Origin of the sequence: Janibacter sp. RAF52, from assembly GCF_052114035.1 — a bacterium.
Classification (GTDB): domain Bacteria; phylum Actinomycetota; class Actinomycetes; order Actinomycetales; family Dermatophilaceae; genus Janibacter; species Janibacter hoylei.
Genome location: NZ_JBFRDY010000004.1, coordinates 253379 through 268256, shown reverse-complemented (window position 1 = coordinate 268256; position 14878 = coordinate 253379). Strand labels below are relative to the sequence as shown.

General features: G+C 71.5%; 17 protein-coding genes and 1 pseudogene. 11 read left to right on the top strand and 7 right to left on the bottom strand.

Going from position 1 to position 14878, the window contains the following annotated elements; all coding sequences use genetic code 11:
• The 3 genes and pseudogenes from AB4Y78_RS08025 to AB4Y78_RS08015 form a co-directional block, all read left to right on the top strand.
• Nucleotides 1-264, top strand: a 264-nt coding sequence (locus tag AB4Y78_RS08025; protein ID WP_441737019.1) for a UDP binding domain-containing protein, incomplete at its 5' end; no start/stop codon positions are given.
• A 115-nt stretch (nt 265-379) separates the two neighbouring features.
• Nucleotides 380-469, top strand: a pseudogene (locus AB4Y78_RS08020) (phosphoadenosine phosphosulfate reductase family protein); the annotation flags it as partial.
• A 35-nt stretch (nt 470-504) separates the two neighbouring features.
• On the top strand, nt 505-990 hold the full coding sequence (locus tag AB4Y78_RS08015; protein WP_441713690.1) for an elongation factor 1-alpha C-terminal domain-related protein: 486 nt from the start codon (nt 505-507) through the stop codon (nt 988-990).
• 10 nt (nt 991-1000) lie between these two features.
• Here the strand turns inward: AB4Y78_RS08015 and AB4Y78_RS08010 are convergent, their stop codons facing one another.
• The 3 genes from AB4Y78_RS08010 to AB4Y78_RS08000 form a co-directional block, all read right to left on the bottom strand.
• Entirely contained in the window at nt 1001-1852 is an 852-nt protein-coding gene (locus tag AB4Y78_RS08010; RefSeq protein WP_441713689.1) for a nucleotidyltransferase family protein, read from the bottom strand.
• Nucleotides 1849-2124: a hypothetical protein gene (locus AB4Y78_RS08005; protein ID WP_441713688.1), complete on the bottom strand. Its 276-nt coding sequence runs from the start codon at nt 2122-2124 to the stop codon at nt 1849-1851. The genes AB4Y78_RS08010 and AB4Y78_RS08005 overlap by 4 nt, the downstream gene beginning before the upstream one ends.
• A 75-nt stretch (nt 2125-2199) precedes the next feature.
• Complete coding sequence (locus tag AB4Y78_RS08000; protein WP_441713687.1) at nt 2200-3360, bottom strand: NAD(P)-dependent malic enzyme; 1161 nt, start codon at nt 3358-3360, stop codon at nt 2200-2202.
• Between the two features lie 230 nt (nt 3361-3590).
• Here AB4Y78_RS08000 and AB4Y78_RS07995 point away from each other — a divergent pair, with 230 nt between their 5' ends.
• The 4 genes from AB4Y78_RS07995 to AB4Y78_RS07980 all read left to right on the top strand — a co-directional run bounded on the left by AB4Y78_RS07995 (nt 3591) and on the right by AB4Y78_RS07980 (nt 7770).
• A complete protein-coding gene (locus AB4Y78_RS07995; protein WP_441713686.1) occupies nt 3591-4475 on the top strand; it encodes a helix-turn-helix domain-containing protein in 885 nt (294 codons plus the stop codon).
• Between the two features lie 180 nt (nt 4476-4655).
• Complete coding sequence (locus AB4Y78_RS07990; protein ID WP_441713685.1) at nt 4656-6650, top strand: hypothetical protein; 1995 nt, start codon at nt 4656-4658, stop codon at nt 6648-6650.
• 158 nt (nt 6651-6808) lie between these two features.
• Nucleotides 6809-7306 carry a hypothetical protein gene (locus AB4Y78_RS07985; protein WP_265231246.1) on the top strand — a complete coding sequence of 166 codons (498 nt, stop codon included), beginning with the start codon at nt 6809-6811 and terminating at the stop codon, nt 7304-7306.
• On the top strand, nt 7306-7770 hold the full coding sequence (locus tag AB4Y78_RS07980; protein ID WP_265231244.1) for a hypothetical protein: 465 nt from the start codon (nt 7306-7308) through the stop codon (nt 7768-7770). The genes AB4Y78_RS07985 and AB4Y78_RS07980 overlap by 1 nt, the downstream gene beginning before the upstream one ends.
• A 3-nt stretch (nt 7771-7773) precedes the next feature.
• On the opposite strand, the gene AB4Y78_RS07975 is transcribed toward AB4Y78_RS07980, so the two are convergent.
• From AB4Y78_RS07975 to AB4Y78_RS07965, 3 genes are all read right to left on the bottom strand, one after another.
• Nucleotides 7774-9039 (bottom strand): HD-GYP domain-containing protein, encoded by a 1266-nt coding sequence (locus AB4Y78_RS07975; protein WP_441713684.1) that lies wholly within the window; start codon nt 9037-9039, stop codon nt 7774-7776.
• On the bottom strand, nt 9036-10193 hold the full coding sequence (locus tag AB4Y78_RS07970; protein WP_441737016.1) for an HD-GYP domain-containing protein: 1158 nt from the start codon (nt 10191-10193) through the stop codon (nt 9036-9038). The genes AB4Y78_RS07975 and AB4Y78_RS07970 overlap by 4 nt, the downstream gene beginning before the upstream one ends.
• 71 nt (nt 10194-10264) lie before the next feature.
• Nucleotides 10265-10480, bottom strand: a complete 216-nt coding sequence (locus AB4Y78_RS07965; protein ID WP_265231237.1) for a hypothetical protein — start codon at nt 10478-10480, stop codon at nt 10265-10267.
• A gap of 133 nt (nt 10481-10613) precedes the next feature.
• Here AB4Y78_RS07965 and AB4Y78_RS07960 point away from each other — a divergent pair, with 133 nt between their 5' ends.
• The 4 genes from AB4Y78_RS07960 to galE all read left to right on the top strand — a co-directional run bounded on the left by AB4Y78_RS07960 (nt 10614) and on the right by galE (nt 13039).
• A complete protein-coding gene (locus AB4Y78_RS07960) occupies nt 10614-10688 on the top strand; it encodes a 50S ribosomal protein bL37 (protein ID WP_370670776.1) in 75 nt (24 codons plus the stop codon).
• Nucleotides 10689-11015: 327 nt separating this feature from the next.
• On the top strand, nt 11016-11666 hold the full coding sequence (locus tag AB4Y78_RS07955; RefSeq protein ID WP_007927956.1) for a sigma-70 family RNA polymerase sigma factor: 651 nt from the start codon (nt 11016-11018) through the stop codon (nt 11664-11666).
• Nucleotides 11663-11965 (top strand): mycothiol system anti-sigma-R factor, encoded by a 303-nt coding sequence (gene rsrA, locus AB4Y78_RS07950; protein ID WP_007927954.1) that lies wholly within the window; start codon nt 11663-11665, stop codon nt 11963-11965. The genes AB4Y78_RS07955 and rsrA overlap by 4 nt, the downstream gene beginning before the upstream one ends.
• Before the next feature lie 54 nt (nt 11966-12019).
• Nucleotides 12020-13039, top strand: a complete 1020-nt coding sequence (galE, locus tag AB4Y78_RS07945) for a UDP-glucose 4-epimerase GalE (protein ID WP_441713682.1) — start codon at nt 12020-12022, stop codon at nt 13037-13039.
• 597 nt (nt 13040-13636) lie between these two features.
• Here galE and AB4Y78_RS07940 read toward each other — a convergent pair.
• Nucleotides 13637-14878 carry a fatty acid desaturase family protein gene (locus tag AB4Y78_RS07940; protein ID WP_265231232.1) on the bottom strand — a complete coding sequence of 414 codons (1242 nt, stop codon included), beginning with the start codon at nt 14876-14878 and terminating at the stop codon, nt 13637-13639.

Below are 14878 nucleotides of genomic sequence, written 5' to 3'. Positions count from 1 at the left end.
CGCCTGATCATGAAGGCCGGCTCGGACAACTTCCGCGCCTCCTCGATCCAGGGGATCATGAAGCGCCTCAAGGGCAAGGGCATCGAGGTCATCATCTTCGAGCCCGCCCTGACCGAGGAGACCTTCTACGGCTCCCGCGTCATCCGCGACGCCCAGGCCTTCAAGGACGAGGCGGACGTCATCATCGCCAACCGCCGCACCCCTGATCTCGACGACGTCGCCGACAAGGTCTACACCCGCGACCTCTTCGGCACCGACAGCTGAAGAGACCCTTCCCGACGCACGAACGCGAGTTTGGTGATCCATAACAGGCAGTTATGCTCCGAGGGTCCCGTCCGAAGAGAGGTTTCCTCGTGCCCACTGCTGCCCACCGGCTGCCGTGACGCACCTCGAGTCCCTCGAGAGCGAGTCGATCCACATCATCCGTGAGGTCGCCGCGGAGTTCGAGCGTCCCGTCCTGTTGTTCTCCTGAGCGGTCAGGACGTCTTCGTCCTCCCCAGCGGGGTGTGCACGACGGTCGCCGGCATCGACACGCTGGACGCCACGCACGAGCAGGCCGTCACCGGCCAGTCGGTGACGCTGCGCCTCGGCGACGAGGTCGACGTCTCGCGCGGCGACCTCATCGCCGACGCCGAGCACGCCCCCGAGGTCACCCGTGAGGTCACCGCGACCGTCTGCTGGATGACCACCGGCACGCTGCACAGCCGGCAAAAGCTGCTGCTCAAGCACACCACCCGCACCGTCAAGGCGATCGTCGACGGGCTGGGAGCACGCCTGGACGTCAACACGCTCGAGCGCGACGGCGAGGTCAGCGAGCTGGGGCTCAACGAGGTCGGGACCGTTTCCCTTCGCTTGTCGCAGCCACTGGCGGTCGATGCCTACGCGACCCACCGGGCAACCGGCTCCTTCATCCTCATCGACCCGGCGACGGGCAACACCGTCGGCGCCGGGATGATCTCCGGCACTCACGGGGTGGAGTACACGATCTGACGGCAGGCCGTCAGCGACGCAGAGCGAGGGCCCGTCGCACGCGCACCCAGAGGATCTGCTGCGGGCTGCGATAGGGCACACCGTGGGTGGCAGCCCAGAAGCGGGCGACGTCGGGGTCGAGAGTCAGCTGCTCCCAGACGACCCGGGGCGCCTGGCCCGGCGCGCGACTCAGGATGTCGATGATCAGGTCGCGGCCGCTGTTGCGCGCACCGCGCTGCACCCACTGCTCGTAGCCGGGCGGGGGCGAGCTGCTTGGCGACCCACCTCCCAAGGCCGTGATGAGGGGCGCGGCGGTGTGTCGGGCCCCCACGCTCTCGGCGGCCTCAGCCACGGCGTCCACATCGATATCGGCGACCACGCCGACGACGCGATCAGCCGCCTCGGCTCGAGAGCCGTCCTCGAGCATCTTGAAGGCATTGAGCCCCTCGATGACGAGAGCGTGTTCGCGCCCGACCGTCACGACGTCGTGGTGGGCGACGGCGACGCACGATCGCGAGCGCCACAGCGCATCGAAGGCGTCGTCGGCGAAGAACCCGCTGAAGTGGTGGTGCAGGTCCAGGGTCGACGGGAACTGCGCGTGCCTGAAGGTCGTCGAGTAGATGACGTCGTCGAGGGCCGGCGGGAACCAGTGGCTGATGATCGACCACCCGGCAGCCGCGAGCGCCTCCGTGGCGGCCTCCCTGTCCCCCGGCGCCACGAGCAGGTCGATGTCGTTGCTCTGCCTCGGCCGACGCACTCCGAGCTCGACGAAGGCGGGCCCCTTGATGACGAGCGAGCGGATGCCCGCGTCGTCGAGCAGCCGCTGCAGCAGGACGGTGCCGAGCGGCACCGCCTCGGCCAGCGTCAGCGGGATGCTGCTCACGACATGACCTTCTCGACGACCCCGAGGCTGCTCAGGGACTCGACGAAGCTCGCGACGAAGGCGGCTTCCTCCCCTTCGTCCACGACTCCCGCGGCAGCGATCTCGAGGTTCGCCTGCGCGACCTGACCGCCCTCGAGGGCGGTCCACAGCGTGGCGAAGGGCGCCTGCACGTGCATGGGCACCGCTTGCGCTCCACGACGGGTGTCGACCAGCGCGACGCGGTCGGCATCACCAACCCAGGCGACGCCGTGGGCGATCCGCCAGTGGGTCACGCGTGCTCCCTTCGCAGGACGCGGGGTCTCGGCTCGGCCGCAGGCGGCCTCGCACCTCGACCAACGAGCTGGAGGCTACCCCGCGTGGGCCGCCACCGCCGCAGCAACAGCCTCGGCGACACCCTCCTGAAACACCGGCGGGACGATCTTGTCCGCCGTCGGCTCCTCGACGAGGTCGGCGATGGCGCGGGCGGCGGCCAGCTTCATCTCCTCGCTGATCTGCACACCACCGGCGTCCAGTGCCCCGCGGAAGATGCCGGGGAAGGCGAGCACGTTGTTGATCTGGTTGGGGAAGTCGCTGCGGCCGGTCGCGACGATCGACGCGTACTTGTGCGCGATGTCGGGGTGCACCTCGGGTGTCGGGTTGGCCAGGGCAAAGATCATCGGCCCCTCGGCCATCGCCGCGACCTGTTCCTCCGGCACGTTGCCCCCCGAGACGCCGATGTAGACGTCGGCGCCCTTGAGCGCGTCGCCGATCGTGCCGGTCTTGCCCGTGACATTGGTCGTCGCCGCGAGCATCTCCTTGTGCGCCACGAGGTCGTGGCGGTGCTTGCCGATGATGCCGCGCGAGTCGCACACGACGATGTCGGTGACGCCGGCCAGCTGCAGCAGCTGGGTGACGGCCACACCGGCCGCACCCGCACCGCTGACGACGACGCTCAGCGACCCGATGGCCCGGTCGACGACCCGGCACGCATTGATGAGCCCGGCGAGCACGACGATCGCCGTGCCGTGCTGGTCATCGTGGAAGACGGGGATGTCGAGCCGCTCGCGCAGCTTGCGCTCCAGGTCGAAGCACCGCGGCGCTGAGATGTCCTCGAGGTTGATGCCGCCGAAGCTCGGCGCCATCCGCGCGATCGCGTCGACGAGCTCGTCGACCGACCCCGACTCCAGGCACACGGGGATCGCGTCGACCCCACCGAAGTGCTTGAAGAGCACCGCCTTGCCCTCCATGACCGGCATCGCGGCGAGCGGGCCGATGTCACCCAGGCCGAGCACGGCCGTGCCGTCGGTGACGACGGCGACGGTGTTGTTGCGCGCGGTGTAGGCCCGCGAGAGCGCAGGGTCCTGCTCGATCGCCAGGCACACGTCCGCGACACCGGGGGTGTAGAGCAGCGACAGGTCGTCCTCGTCGCGCAGCGGCTTCGTCGCCCGTACCTCGACCTTGCCACCCTCGTGGGCGACGAACTGCGGTGCAGTCAGGTCGTACGTGGTGGTGGGCTCGGACGCGGACACGGCAGACAGACCTCAGACAAACTCGGGGATCAGACAAGGGGCGCCCTGCGGCGGCCGGGTGAGGCCACGACGGGCGGCTGGTGAGCCGTCGACATCCTCCCACACCGCCGGGGTGGCACCGCAACGGCGTCGAGGTTCGGACGTGGCCGGTGGCAGTGTCCCGATACGATCACTTTCGGACACGAAGTGATCAGGATCGGACGCAGCGCCATCGATCGGAGGGAGCCCGGATGAGCCTAGACGCACACCACGCGCCACTCCGGGGGGAGACCGCCGCACCGGCGAGCACGTGGCGCCCCGTCACCGACGATCTGCGGGTGCGCCACGTGGCCGGCCCCACCGCCGTCGACGCCACCCGCGAGCGGCACCCGCTGACCATGGCCATCGTCCTCGAGGGGACCTGCCTCCTGCGCCGAGCCGGGGCAAGCACCCGCCTCCCCCGCGCCACCCTGCTCGTCGACCTCGACACCGGCCTGCTCGAGGTGCCCGACGGAGCACGCCTGTACCTCGCCAGCTTTCGTTCCGTCTCCGCAGGGCGAGGCATCCTCGAGGCCTCCCCCGGGCTGGAGCAGGTCACCTCCGTCGACCCGGCGCTCGTGCGCACGACCGAGAGCGTCCTGACGAGCCTGCTGCAGGAGCCACCGACCGGCCCCTTCTCCCGGCACCTGCTCGACCGGACGGTGCGTGATCTCTTCGGTGCCCTGGTCCTCGACGGCCGGCTGCGGCCGATGCGCGCCCAGCAGCACAGCCTCTACTCCGCAGCGCTGCACCACATCGTCGACCACTACGCCGACACCGACCTCGGCCCCGAGACGATCGCGGCCGCCTTCACCGTCTCGGTGCGCCACCTCTCGCGGGCCTTCCGCGACAACGGCACGACGGTGACCCGGTGCATCACCTCCACGCGGGTCTCGGTGGCCGTCGCCCTGCTCAGCCAGCAGCCCGACCTCGGGCTGACCGAGCTGAGCGAAGAGTGCGGCTTTTCCTCCCTCCAGGCCATGCGACGTGCCTTCAAGGCCGAAGGGAGGGAGTCGCCCTCCACCCTGCGGACCCTCGCCGCCGCGCGGCACCGGGCCGCCAACCAGAGCCGCTCCGTCGCCCGACGACGGGCCTGAGCCACGACCCGACGCGATCTCAGGGTGAGCGTCACGCATGGACCGCTGGGCGCACCGCGGGTGCCATCATGGGCGGTCGGTGTCACCATCATCCCTACGACACTCACCCCGGCCTTCGCCGGACCACCCGAGCCACCCTGCTGCGGCCCCGTGCCGCCGCCTGCCACCCGGAGCCCACCCATGCGCGCACGCGCCCTCCTGCCCGCCCTGCTCACCGCTGCCGTCACCGTCACCTCGGCGGCCGGCGCCAGCGCCCAGCCGGGCGGCACCGACACGGCCACGGTGCGCCTGACCGGCCCCCTGCTCAAGACCGCGGTCGAAGGTGGCACCCGCCAGCTCGTCGGCATCTGGGCCGAGGGCCGCCTCGTACCCCTCGACCCCGCCCCCCTGGCCGCCGCCTCCCCCGGCGACACCGTGACCGTCGACGTCACCGCCCCCGACAGCGTCGTCGCCGCCGCGAGCGCCGACCGCACCCTCACCGTCCCCACCGGTGAGCCCACGCCCGCCCGCCACCGCCTGCGGCCCGCGCAGCTGCGCGACGCCTCCGACCGGACGCCGGCGGCCGCGTCCTCCCCCTTCGGCCAGGCCACGACCGACGCCGCCCTCGCGCCCGGCGCCCCCGCCCTGCAGGTCGACCAAGTCGTCGCCACGACCACCGCGAGCACCGCCGAGGCACCGAGCACCCGCCGCATCACCTACGTCGAGGTCACCCCCCGAGGCGCCACCCGCGAGGCGGTCACCGCCACCGTCGCCCGCCGGCAGGTGGCCGGCGCCGACGCCTTCTGGAGCGAGCAGTCCGCCGGGCGGCTGCGCATCGCGGCGCCGACGGTCGCCGCGCACTTCACCTCCGCCTACACGTGCAGCGGCAGCGACCTGCTGCGCCTGTGGAGCCAGGCCGCCGACCGCACCGGCTACGACGGCCGGGCCAATGCGACGCTCGTCATCAAGCTGCCCTTGGCGACCTACCGCACCTGCGGCTACGGCTACGGCCAGATCGGCCTGTCCACGAGCTCCGGCGGCATCCTGCACGTCTCCGACACGGCGACGCCCGTGCTCGCCCACGAGCTCGGGCACAACATGGGGCTCGAGCACGCCAACCTGCTCACCTGCGCCACCCGCTCCGACGGCCGCCTCACCGACACCGGCATGTGGGAGAGCGCGTGCAGCGAGGAGGAGTACGGCGACTCCCTCGACATCATGGGCCCCTCCACCCAGGACGACACCCCGATGCTCTCGGCCCCGCAGGCCCTCATCGCCGGGATCCTGCCGCCCTCCGCCGCGACCACCGTCGGCCTCGGCACGACGCGGGTGACCCTGCGGCCGCTCTCCGGCGGCACCGGGGTGCGCGCCGCCGTCGTCACCGACTCGACGACCCACGTGCGCTACTGGGTCGAGTACCGCACCCCCACCGGCCGCGACGCGAGCAACCCCTCCGGCCAGGACACCGGCGTGCGGGTGCTGCGCCTCGGTGCGACCTCCGGCACCGTCGTCCTCGACGCCACCCCCACCGGGGCGCCCGACGACCGGGTCGCGGTCGGCGCCGGCAGGACCTTCACCAACCGTGACGGCGGGCTGCGCGTCACCACCGAGTCGGCCACCGCCACGCAGGCGGTCGTGCGCATCGACAACTCGACCAAGCCGCCCGCCCTGACCGCCACCGCCGTGCCCAGGATCAGCGGCACCCGTGCCGTCGGCCGCACCCTCACCGCCTCGACCGGCACGTGGACCCCCACCCCGACGTCGTACACCTACCGGTGGAAGCGCAACGGCACCGCCATCGCCGGCGCCACCGGCCGCACCTACCGGCTGACGACCGCCGACGCCGGGCGCTACATCAGCGTCACCGTGACCGCCCGCCGCTCCGGCCGCACCGCGACCGCCTCGACCTCCGCCCGCACCGCCGTGCCGCTGCACGCCACGGCCAGCCCCTGGATCCACGCCCCCACACCCAGGGCGGGCCACCAGGTCACCGCCATGGTCGGGTCGTGGACCCCGCGCCCCGACGGCTACGCCTACCAGTGGTACCGCAACGGCGTCGCCAAGCCCGGCAAGACCGCCAAAACCTACACGCTCAACCTCGGCGACCGGGGACAGCGGATCTCCGTGCGGGTCACCGCACGGCGCACCGGCTCCGCGGCGGGCGCGAAGACGAGCGCGTCGATCACGCCGCGCTGACGGGCGAAGGGGGCCCTTCGCCCGTCAGGTGGTGTCGCCCCGTCAGGTGGTGTCGCGCCGTCGTGGTGCGCTATCTTCCTGCCGTGCTGGCCCGACCGGGTCAGCCGGGTCGCAGGACGACCACGAACGACTGGGGACATGCCATGGGGATGGGGATCTTGCGCGCACCTGCGCGCGCCCGCACGAAGTTGACGGCCTGGGCGGCAGCCGCCCTGTTGCTCGGGGCGGTGGCCGCCGCGGGCAGTGCCGCGGCTCGGCCCGAGACGGCCAGCACGGAGGGTGCCGCGCTCGTCGGTCCGGAGACGCAATTCGTCGGCTGCGTCATCCGGCTCGACCCGAAGCGCGGGCCCTACCTGCACCACAACAGCACGCACACGTGCGTCGGCGTGACGAAGCTGCGGATCACGCCCAACGGGCGCATCCAGCTCCACTACCCCTACAAGGGGCGCACCTCGTCCGTGGCCGCCGTCGCCGACGAGACGATCGCCATGCGCGGGATCCTCGTCGGGGCCGACTCGCGCAGCACCTACGCGACGTTTTCGCTCTACGACACCAAGCGCAAGCGGCGACTCAACCTGGCCAACGCCTCCGACTACAAGCTCGCGGCGAGCACCAACTCCAATGTCTGGTTCGCCGCCGTCCGCGAGGCGATGTGATGGGGCGCGCCGGCTGGGTCGCGGGCCTCGCGACCGTCGCGCTCGCCGTCGGCACGGGTGTCGCCGTCGGGCAGTCCGGTGGTTCGCACCCGGCGACGGTGCCGGCCGGGTCCGTGACGCTCACCTCGTGCCACATCCTCCTGCCGGCCGACGGTTACCCGCGGGCGGAGCGGTCGAGCCACCGCGCCTGCATCGGCATCGAGCGGGTCTCCGTCGACAGCCGCGGCTGGGTGGTCATCACGGCGACCGACAGCTCTCCGGTCATCACGGTGCAGGTCACGGCCAACGAGTACGCCGCATCCCGCGGGCTGCTCGTCGGCGCCTCGGGCGGCAGCCCGACGATCAGGGTGCCCGTCGTCGACACCACGACCGGCACGACGCTCAACGTGCGGTGGTCAGGCCACCGGGCTCGCTTCGGCACGTCCTCCGGCTTCTGGGTCCACGTCACGCGCGACGCGTCGTGATGCTCACCCCGCGCTGAGCGTCCGCTCGAGCGCCGCGACGACCTCGGGGTCGTAGTCATAGCCGAGACCGAGGTGCAGCCGCTCGAGCGCCACTTCCTGGGCACGGGGCGAGCGTGCGCCCTCGGTGATGTCGTCCCAGGCGTTGGCCACCCGCACGATGCGGCTCGGCAGCGGGATGTGCTCGCCGAACTCGCGGGTGCGGCGGAAGGGCGTGCCCACCTGGGTGACGAGCGGCAGCAGCCGCGCCAGTTGGGGCGTCTCGCCGAGGATCCGGGTCACGGCCTGCGCCATCTCGGCCTGCTCGCCGTCACCGGCGTAGAGCGTCGCCCCACCCCGCAACGGCTCGCTCAGACCAAGCTGCCCGACATCGTGGAGCAACGCCGTGCGCTCCACGTCACGGATGCCGGCCGCGTCGAGACCCAGCTGGTGCCCCACGGCGCACGCGAGGTCCGCCACCCGGCGCACGTGCGCCGACCGGGTCAGCCCCACGACCTCGCTGAGCCGCGACATCGCGAGCAGCGACTCGTCGAGCGACTGCCGGGTGCTCACCAGGCGCCGGACGGAGAGATAGGTCACGAGCACCGGGACGATGAGCAGCGGGATCGCGGCCCAACCGAGCACCGGCGTGGCGAGGGCGATGAGCGGACCGGTCGCCACCGTCGACACCGAGATGCCCGTGATCGGGCCGACCTCCGCGGCGACGATGTGCGCGAGGCGCTGCCCCTGCCCGAGCCACGCGACGACGTTGTCGAGCACCCGCTCGGCGAGGCCACCGATGAGCGCGGCGAGCATGAGACCGAGCGCGCCGAGCGCCGGGTGGACGTGCGCGGCAAAGGCCCAGTCGACGAGCGTCTGACCGTCGACGGACACCCCCCGCGCCAGCGCCGTCGTCACAGCCATGCCGAGGAATCGTGACCCCAGCGAGCCCTCGACGACCGAGCGCCCACGCACCCGGGCGACGAGGCCGCCGACGAGGATGCTCAGCCAGATGACGGCGAGGACGGTCCACGCGCTCGGCACCTCACCGGAGGCGGCACCGAGCGGGGCAAGGATCAGCCCGAGCGCCGGCGCGGTCGTCAACGGCGCGATGACCCGCTGGGAGAACTGCATCGGCACCTGCTCGCCGATGACGATCGCGAAGACCGCCGCGACGGCGAAGGGCGTGACCATCGGCTCCGTGATGTCCGCCTGGACGGCCGCCATCGACCCGAGGAGCACCGCCACCCCGAAGAGGGTCAGCCCCGGCCGCAACCGCTGAGCGAGCCTCACGACGTCACCTGCGGCAGCTGGTCACGCTCGAGGGCCCGCCGCAGCCCCGCGACGCACGACTCGTCGAGGCTCTGCCCGACCTGCGACTCGCAGTGGTCGACGGCGTCACGGGCGGACCACCCTTCGGCCCGCAGGTGGGCCCACGTGTCGGCGACGGCGAGGACCCGCGCACCGAGCGGGATCTCCCCGCCGACGAGCCCGAGGGGGTGGCCCTGACCGTCCACCCGCTCGTGGTGGCCGTCGACGAGGTCGAGCGTCGCCCGGAGGAAGGTCACCGACCCCACGACCTCGCGCGCCGCCAGCGAGTGGTCGCGCCGCACGATCGCCGGCGCCGCCCCGTCGAGCGCGAGCATGCCCACGTCACGCAGCCGCGCGGCCGTCGCGATGCGGTCCACGAGCGCCGGCGACAGACCGAGCCCCGTCGCGACCGCGTGGGCCGCGCCCGAGGCGAGGCGCGCCTCCTCGGCGGCGCCGGGGCGGCGGATGTCGAGGGCTTCGACAAAGGGGGTGAGCATGTCGTGGCGGGTCGCCCACTCGCTCGCGTGCTGGTGCAGCCCCCACTGGATGACGAGCAGCGACGGGAGGAAGAAAAAGATCGACATCCAGCCCAGCCCCGCCGGCGCCCACAGGATCGTCAGCAGGTAGCCGGCCACGAGATAGCTCGCGTAGTCGGGGATGACCTGGCGCAGCAGATCGGCGGTGATGACGCGCAGCGAGCCGGCGCTGCTCAGCTGGAGCACCCCGGCCAGGAGCACCGTGTTGGCCAGCGCCGCGACGAGGGCCGCCACCATCATGTGCAGCCACAGCACCCACGCGTTGGTGCTCGGGCTCGAGGTGAGCTGCTCGCCGCCGACGAGGCCGTAGGCCGCGGCGCCCGCGAGCACGAGCAGCACGCGCTGCGCGGTGTTGAAGAGGTCCTTGACCGGGCCGCTGCGGCGCACGAGCCCCGGCACGGCCGCGACGAGAGCCGCGCCCACGGGACCGACGAGCGGGATCGCGGCGATCTGCACGATGCCCGAGACCGAGACGCGGATCGAGCCGATCGCGGGCGGGCGGCTCAGGCCGGCGACGGCTCCGACGACGAGCAGGGCCGTGGTCCACGCCCACTTGTCAGGCGGACCGCTGACGACGAGCGCCAGCACGAAGGCCACCACGGCGGCAGCCGTGACGACCGCGACGTAGAGGTGGGTGGACCGGCCAAAGCTGGCCGACCCGTCAGTGGCGGTCAGGCCCGGGGCGACACCGAGTCAGACCCGGGTGCGGCCCACTCCCAGTTGTCGCCGGCGTCGGCCCACTCCCAATTGCCGGACTGCTTCGCCCACTCCCAGTTGTCCGAGGTCGAGGTCCCCTCCGCCCACTCGTAGTTGGCGGCGCGAAACACGCCACCAGCGAACAGGGACGCGAGGAGCGCTCCGACGAGCAGCGCAGTGATCTTCTTCACGGACCCCATGATGCCACCCCTCGGGGCGCGGCAGTAGGCCGCAGGAGCGATCCCTGACCCGATCGTGACACAATGCCTCCTTGTCCCAGCTCTCGCCGGCCCGCCGGCGGGACCACGCACGCAAGGAGTCACCATGAGCAAGCGCGCCCGCAAGCGTCGCTCGCGCAAGGGCAAGGCCGCTAACCACGGCAAGAAGCCCAACGCCTGAGCACCCCGTGACGAAGGGGGCCGCCCACTCGGGCGGCCCCCTTCGCCGTGCCCGGCCCACCCCCTTCGCCCGCATCTGCCTAGGGAAATCACCACCCACCCCCACATCTCCCTAGGGAAATCACCACCCACCCCCACATCTCCCTAGGGAAATCGCCACCCACCGGCGCATGTGCCGAGGGAAATGCGGAGGACTCGCCCGCGCCGGCGGGAATGAGCGCGGCCGCCGGGCTGTTGGACCGCGGGAGACCAGCCGCGAAGGACAGGAGTCCAGGTGCTCGTACTGCACGCCGGAGAGCGCACCGCCACCCCGCTAGGGTGGAGCGCGATGACTGAACCCACGACCGACGAGACCTCCGCGCAGGCCGCGGCCGACGCCTCCGTCGACGTCGCCCACGAGACCACCGAGGAGCGGCGCGCGCGCTTCGAGCGCGAAGCCATGCCGCTGCTCGACCAGCTCTACTCGGCCGCCCTGCGCACCACGCGCAACCCGACCGACGCCGAAGATCTCGTCCAAGAGACCTACGCCAAGGCCTTCGCGGCCTTCCACCAGTACAAGCCGGGGACCAACCTCAAGGCGTGGATGTACCGCATCCTCACCAACACCTACATCAACACCTATCGCAAGAAGCAGCGCGAGCCGAAGCAGTCCGACTCCCCCGAGGTCGAGGACTACCAGCTGCACAAGGCGGAGCAGCACACGAGCCGCGGCCTGCGCTCGGCCGAGGTCGAGGCGCTCGACCGCATGCCCGACACCCAGGTCAAGCGTGCGCTGCAGGAGCTGCCCGAGGACTTCCGCATGGCGGTCTACCTCGCCGACGTCGAGGGCTTCGCCTACAAGGAGATCGCCGAGATCATGGGCACGCCCATCGGTACCGTCATGTCACGGCTGCACCGCGGCCGCCGCCAGCTGCGCGAAAAGCTCACCGACTACGCCGCCGACCGCGGCGTCGCCAGCGCGAAGGAGACCACGGCATGAGCCCCGCCGACGCGCACATGGACTGCTCCGCAGCGCTGCACCGGATGATGGAGTACCTCGACGGCGAGATGGCGCCCGACGACACCCGCGCCCTCGCCCAGCACCTCGCCGGCTGCGCCCCCTGCCTCGCCGAGCACGACCTCGACCAGGTGCTGCGCGAGCTCGTCCAGCGCTCCTGCGCCTGCGAGCCCGCTCCCCCGCAGCTGCGGGCGACGATCATGCAGCGCATCACGACCATCTGCGACGACGGGTCGTGGACAGAGGTCACACAGGTGCGCCACATCTCCGCCGAAGGGTAACCCTTCGAGACGGCGCTGGCGCGCCTCCTCAGGGAGCGCCGATAGCCTGACGTCATGCGCGTCCTCGTCACCGGCGGTGCCGGCTACATCGGCTCCCACACCGTCGTCCAGCTCGTCGCCGCCGGTCACACGCCCGTCATCGTCGACAGCCACGTCAACTCCCGCCCGAGCGTCCTGCCACGCCTCGAAGAGCTCACCGGCACGACGATCGAGAGCCATGCCTTCGACCTGCGCGATGCGGACAAGACCTCCGCGGTCCTGGCCGAAGGGGGCTTCGACGCCGTCATCCACTTCGCCGGGCTCAAGGCCGTCGGCGAGTCGAGTCAGATCCCGCTCGAGTACTACGACAACAACCTCGGCACGACCTTCGCGCTGCTGCGGGCGATGGAGCGGCACGGGGTGGACACCTTCGTTTTATCGTCGTCGGCGACCGTGTACGGCGAAGCCGCCCCCGTCCCGTACGTCGAGACGTGGGACCAGCTGCGCGCGAGCAGTCCCTACGGGCGGAGCAAGGTCATGCAGGAGCAGGTGCTGCGCGACGTCGCCGCGACCGGCACGACACAGGTCGCGCTGCTGCGGTACTTCAACCCCGTGGGCGCGCACCCGTCGGGGACGATCGGCGAGGACCCGCAGGGCACCCCCAACAACCTCATGCCCTTCATCGCGCAGGTGGCGGTGGGGCGCCGGGAGCGGCTCCAGGTCTTCGGCGACGACTACCCCACGCCCGACGGGACCCCGCTGCGCGACTACATCCACGTCGACGACCTCGCCGCGGGTCACGTCGCCGCCCTCGAGCACCTCGCCGCCCGCCCCGAGGTCGCGGTGCGCGAGTGGAACCTCGGCGGCGGACGCGGTACCTCGGTCCTCGAGATGGTCGCGGCCTTCGAGGCCGCGAGCGGCCGGCCGATCCCCTACGAGGTGGCCCCGCGGCGCGCGGGCGACCTCGCAGCCTTCTGGGCCGACCCCACCCGCGCCGAGGCCGAGCTCGGCTGGCGTGCCACCCGGACCATCGAGCAGATGTGCGCCGACACCTGGCGCTGGCAGTCGGCCAACCCGCAGGGCTACCCGGGCTGACCCAGGGAGCACTCACCGATCCCTGAGGAACGAGGCCGCCTGCGGCCGAGCGTCTCCCCTCCGTTCCCTGAGGAGCGAGGCCGTCCACGGCCGAGCGTCTCGAAGGGACGTCACCGATCGCCCTTCGAGACGGTCGCAGAGCGACCTCCTCAGGGAGCGGAAATCTCTCCCCGGTCCCTGAGGAGCGAGGCCGCCTGCGGCCGAGCGTCTCGAAGGGACATCACCCAACCTCCCTTCGAGACGGTCGCAGAGCGACCTCCTCAGGGAGCGGAAACCTCTCCCCGGTCCCTGAGGAGCGAGGCCGCCTGCGGCCGAGCGTCTCGAAGGGACGTCACCAACCAACCTCCCTTCGAGACGGTCGCAGAGCGACCTCCTCAGGGAGCGGAAATCTCCCCCGGTCCCTGAGGAGCGAGGCCGCCTGCGGCCGAGCGTCTCGAAGGGACGTCACCAATGTCCCTTCGAGACGGTCGCAGAGCGACCTCCTCAGGGAGCGGTGGTCGTGGGTCGCAGAGCGCCTCAGGGAGCGGTGGCCGGGGTCTCCCTTCGAGACGGTCGCAGAGCGACCTCCTCAGGGAGCGAAGGGCATAGAGCGAGGGGTCAGGCCGGGCGGAAGCGGGTGGCGCGGGCGCGCGCCTTGAGGCCCTTCATCCCCTTCGTGCGCAGGATGCGGACCGTCTGCCGCAGCGAGGTGTCGTTGGGCAGGGACAGGCGGATGATCTCGCTCCACGCGGAGGCGACCTGGCGGTGCAGCGGACCGGAGACGTAGTCCAACCCGTACCGGTCGAAGAGGGCCTGGATCTGCGGCGCGATCTGCTGGTAGCGCCGGCTCGGCATGTCCGGGAAGAGGTGGTGCTCGATCTGGTAGCTGAGGTTGCCCGTGGCGATGTGCATCGCCCGCGACCCAGAGATGTTGGCCGAGCCGAGCATCTGGCGCAGGTACCACTCGCCGCGGGTCTCCCCGTCGATCGAGGTCTTGGTGAAGGTCTTGACCCCCGCCGGGAAGTGGCCGCACATGATGACCGAGTGCGTCCAGTAGTTGCGCACGATGTTCGAGACGAAGTTCGCCGCAAGGGTCGACACGACGTTGGGGCCGGACAGCAGCGGGAAGAGCAGGTAGTCCTTCGCGGCCTGCTTCTTGATCTTGTTGACCACCTGCTTGGCCTCGGCCTGCCACTGCGGGTTGTCCTTGCGCGTCTTCCAGTTGGCGCCGAGCTCGAGGTCGTAGGCGGCGATGCCGTACTCGAAGAAGGTCGCGTTGACGAAGTTGAGCAGGGGCTGCGCGAGGTAGGCGGGGTACCACTTCTGGGCGTCGTCGACCCGCATGATCCCGTAGCCGAGGTCGTTGTCGTGGCCGACGACGTTGGTGTAGGTGTGGTGGACCTTGTTGTGGCTGTTCTTCCAGTGGTCGGCGGGGGTGACGTTGTCCCACTCCCACACTGACGAGTGGATCTTGGGGTCGCGCATCCAGTCCCACTGGCCGTGGATGATGTTGTGCCCGATCTCCATGTTGTCGAGGATCTTGGCGACGCTCAGGCCGGCGGTGCCGGCGACCCAGGCGATCGGGTTGCCGCTGAAGAGCAGCACCGCCCGCGAACCCATCTCGAGGTAGCGCTGGGTGGAGATCATCCGGCGGATGTAGCGGGCGTCGGCCTCGCCGAGGTCGTCCATCACCGAGGCGCGGATCTCGTCGAGCTCGCGCCCGATCTCCTCGATGTCCTCGGGGGTCAGGTGGGCGATCGGGTCGTCGCTCGCGTTGACGCGGGTGTGGACGACCTCGGACCGGCCGCCGGTGATGCGGGCGTCGGTGGTGCGGGTGGGGCGCTCGAGGGTGGCAGTCAT

Coding starts and splice junctions, on each gene's coding strand:
- AB4Y78_RS07995 (WP_441713686.1), top strand. CDS start 3,591: ATGAGCCTAGACGCACACCACGCGCCACTCCGGGGGGAGACCGCCGCA.
- AB4Y78_RS07990 (WP_441713685.1), top strand. CDS start 4,656: ATGCGCGCACGCGCCCTCCTGCCCGCCCTGCTCACCGCTGCCGTCACC.
- AB4Y78_RS07980 (WP_265231244.1), top strand. CDS start 7,306: ATGGGGCGCGCCGGCTGGGTCGCGGGCCTCGCGACCGTCGCGCTCGCC.
- AB4Y78_RS07955 (WP_007927956.1), top strand. CDS start 11,016: ATGACTGAACCCACGACCGACGAGACCTCCGCGCAGGCCGCGGCCGAC.
- rsrA (WP_007927954.1), top strand. CDS start 11,663: ATGAGCCCCGCCGACGCGCACATGGACTGCTCCGCAGCGCTGCACCGG.
- galE (WP_441713682.1), top strand. CDS start 12,020: ATGCGCGTCCTCGTCACCGGCGGTGCCGGCTACATCGGCTCCCACACC.
- AB4Y78_RS07940 (WP_265231232.1), bottom strand. CDS start 14,878: ATGACTGCCACCCTCGAGCGCCCCACCCGCACCACCGACGCCCGCATC.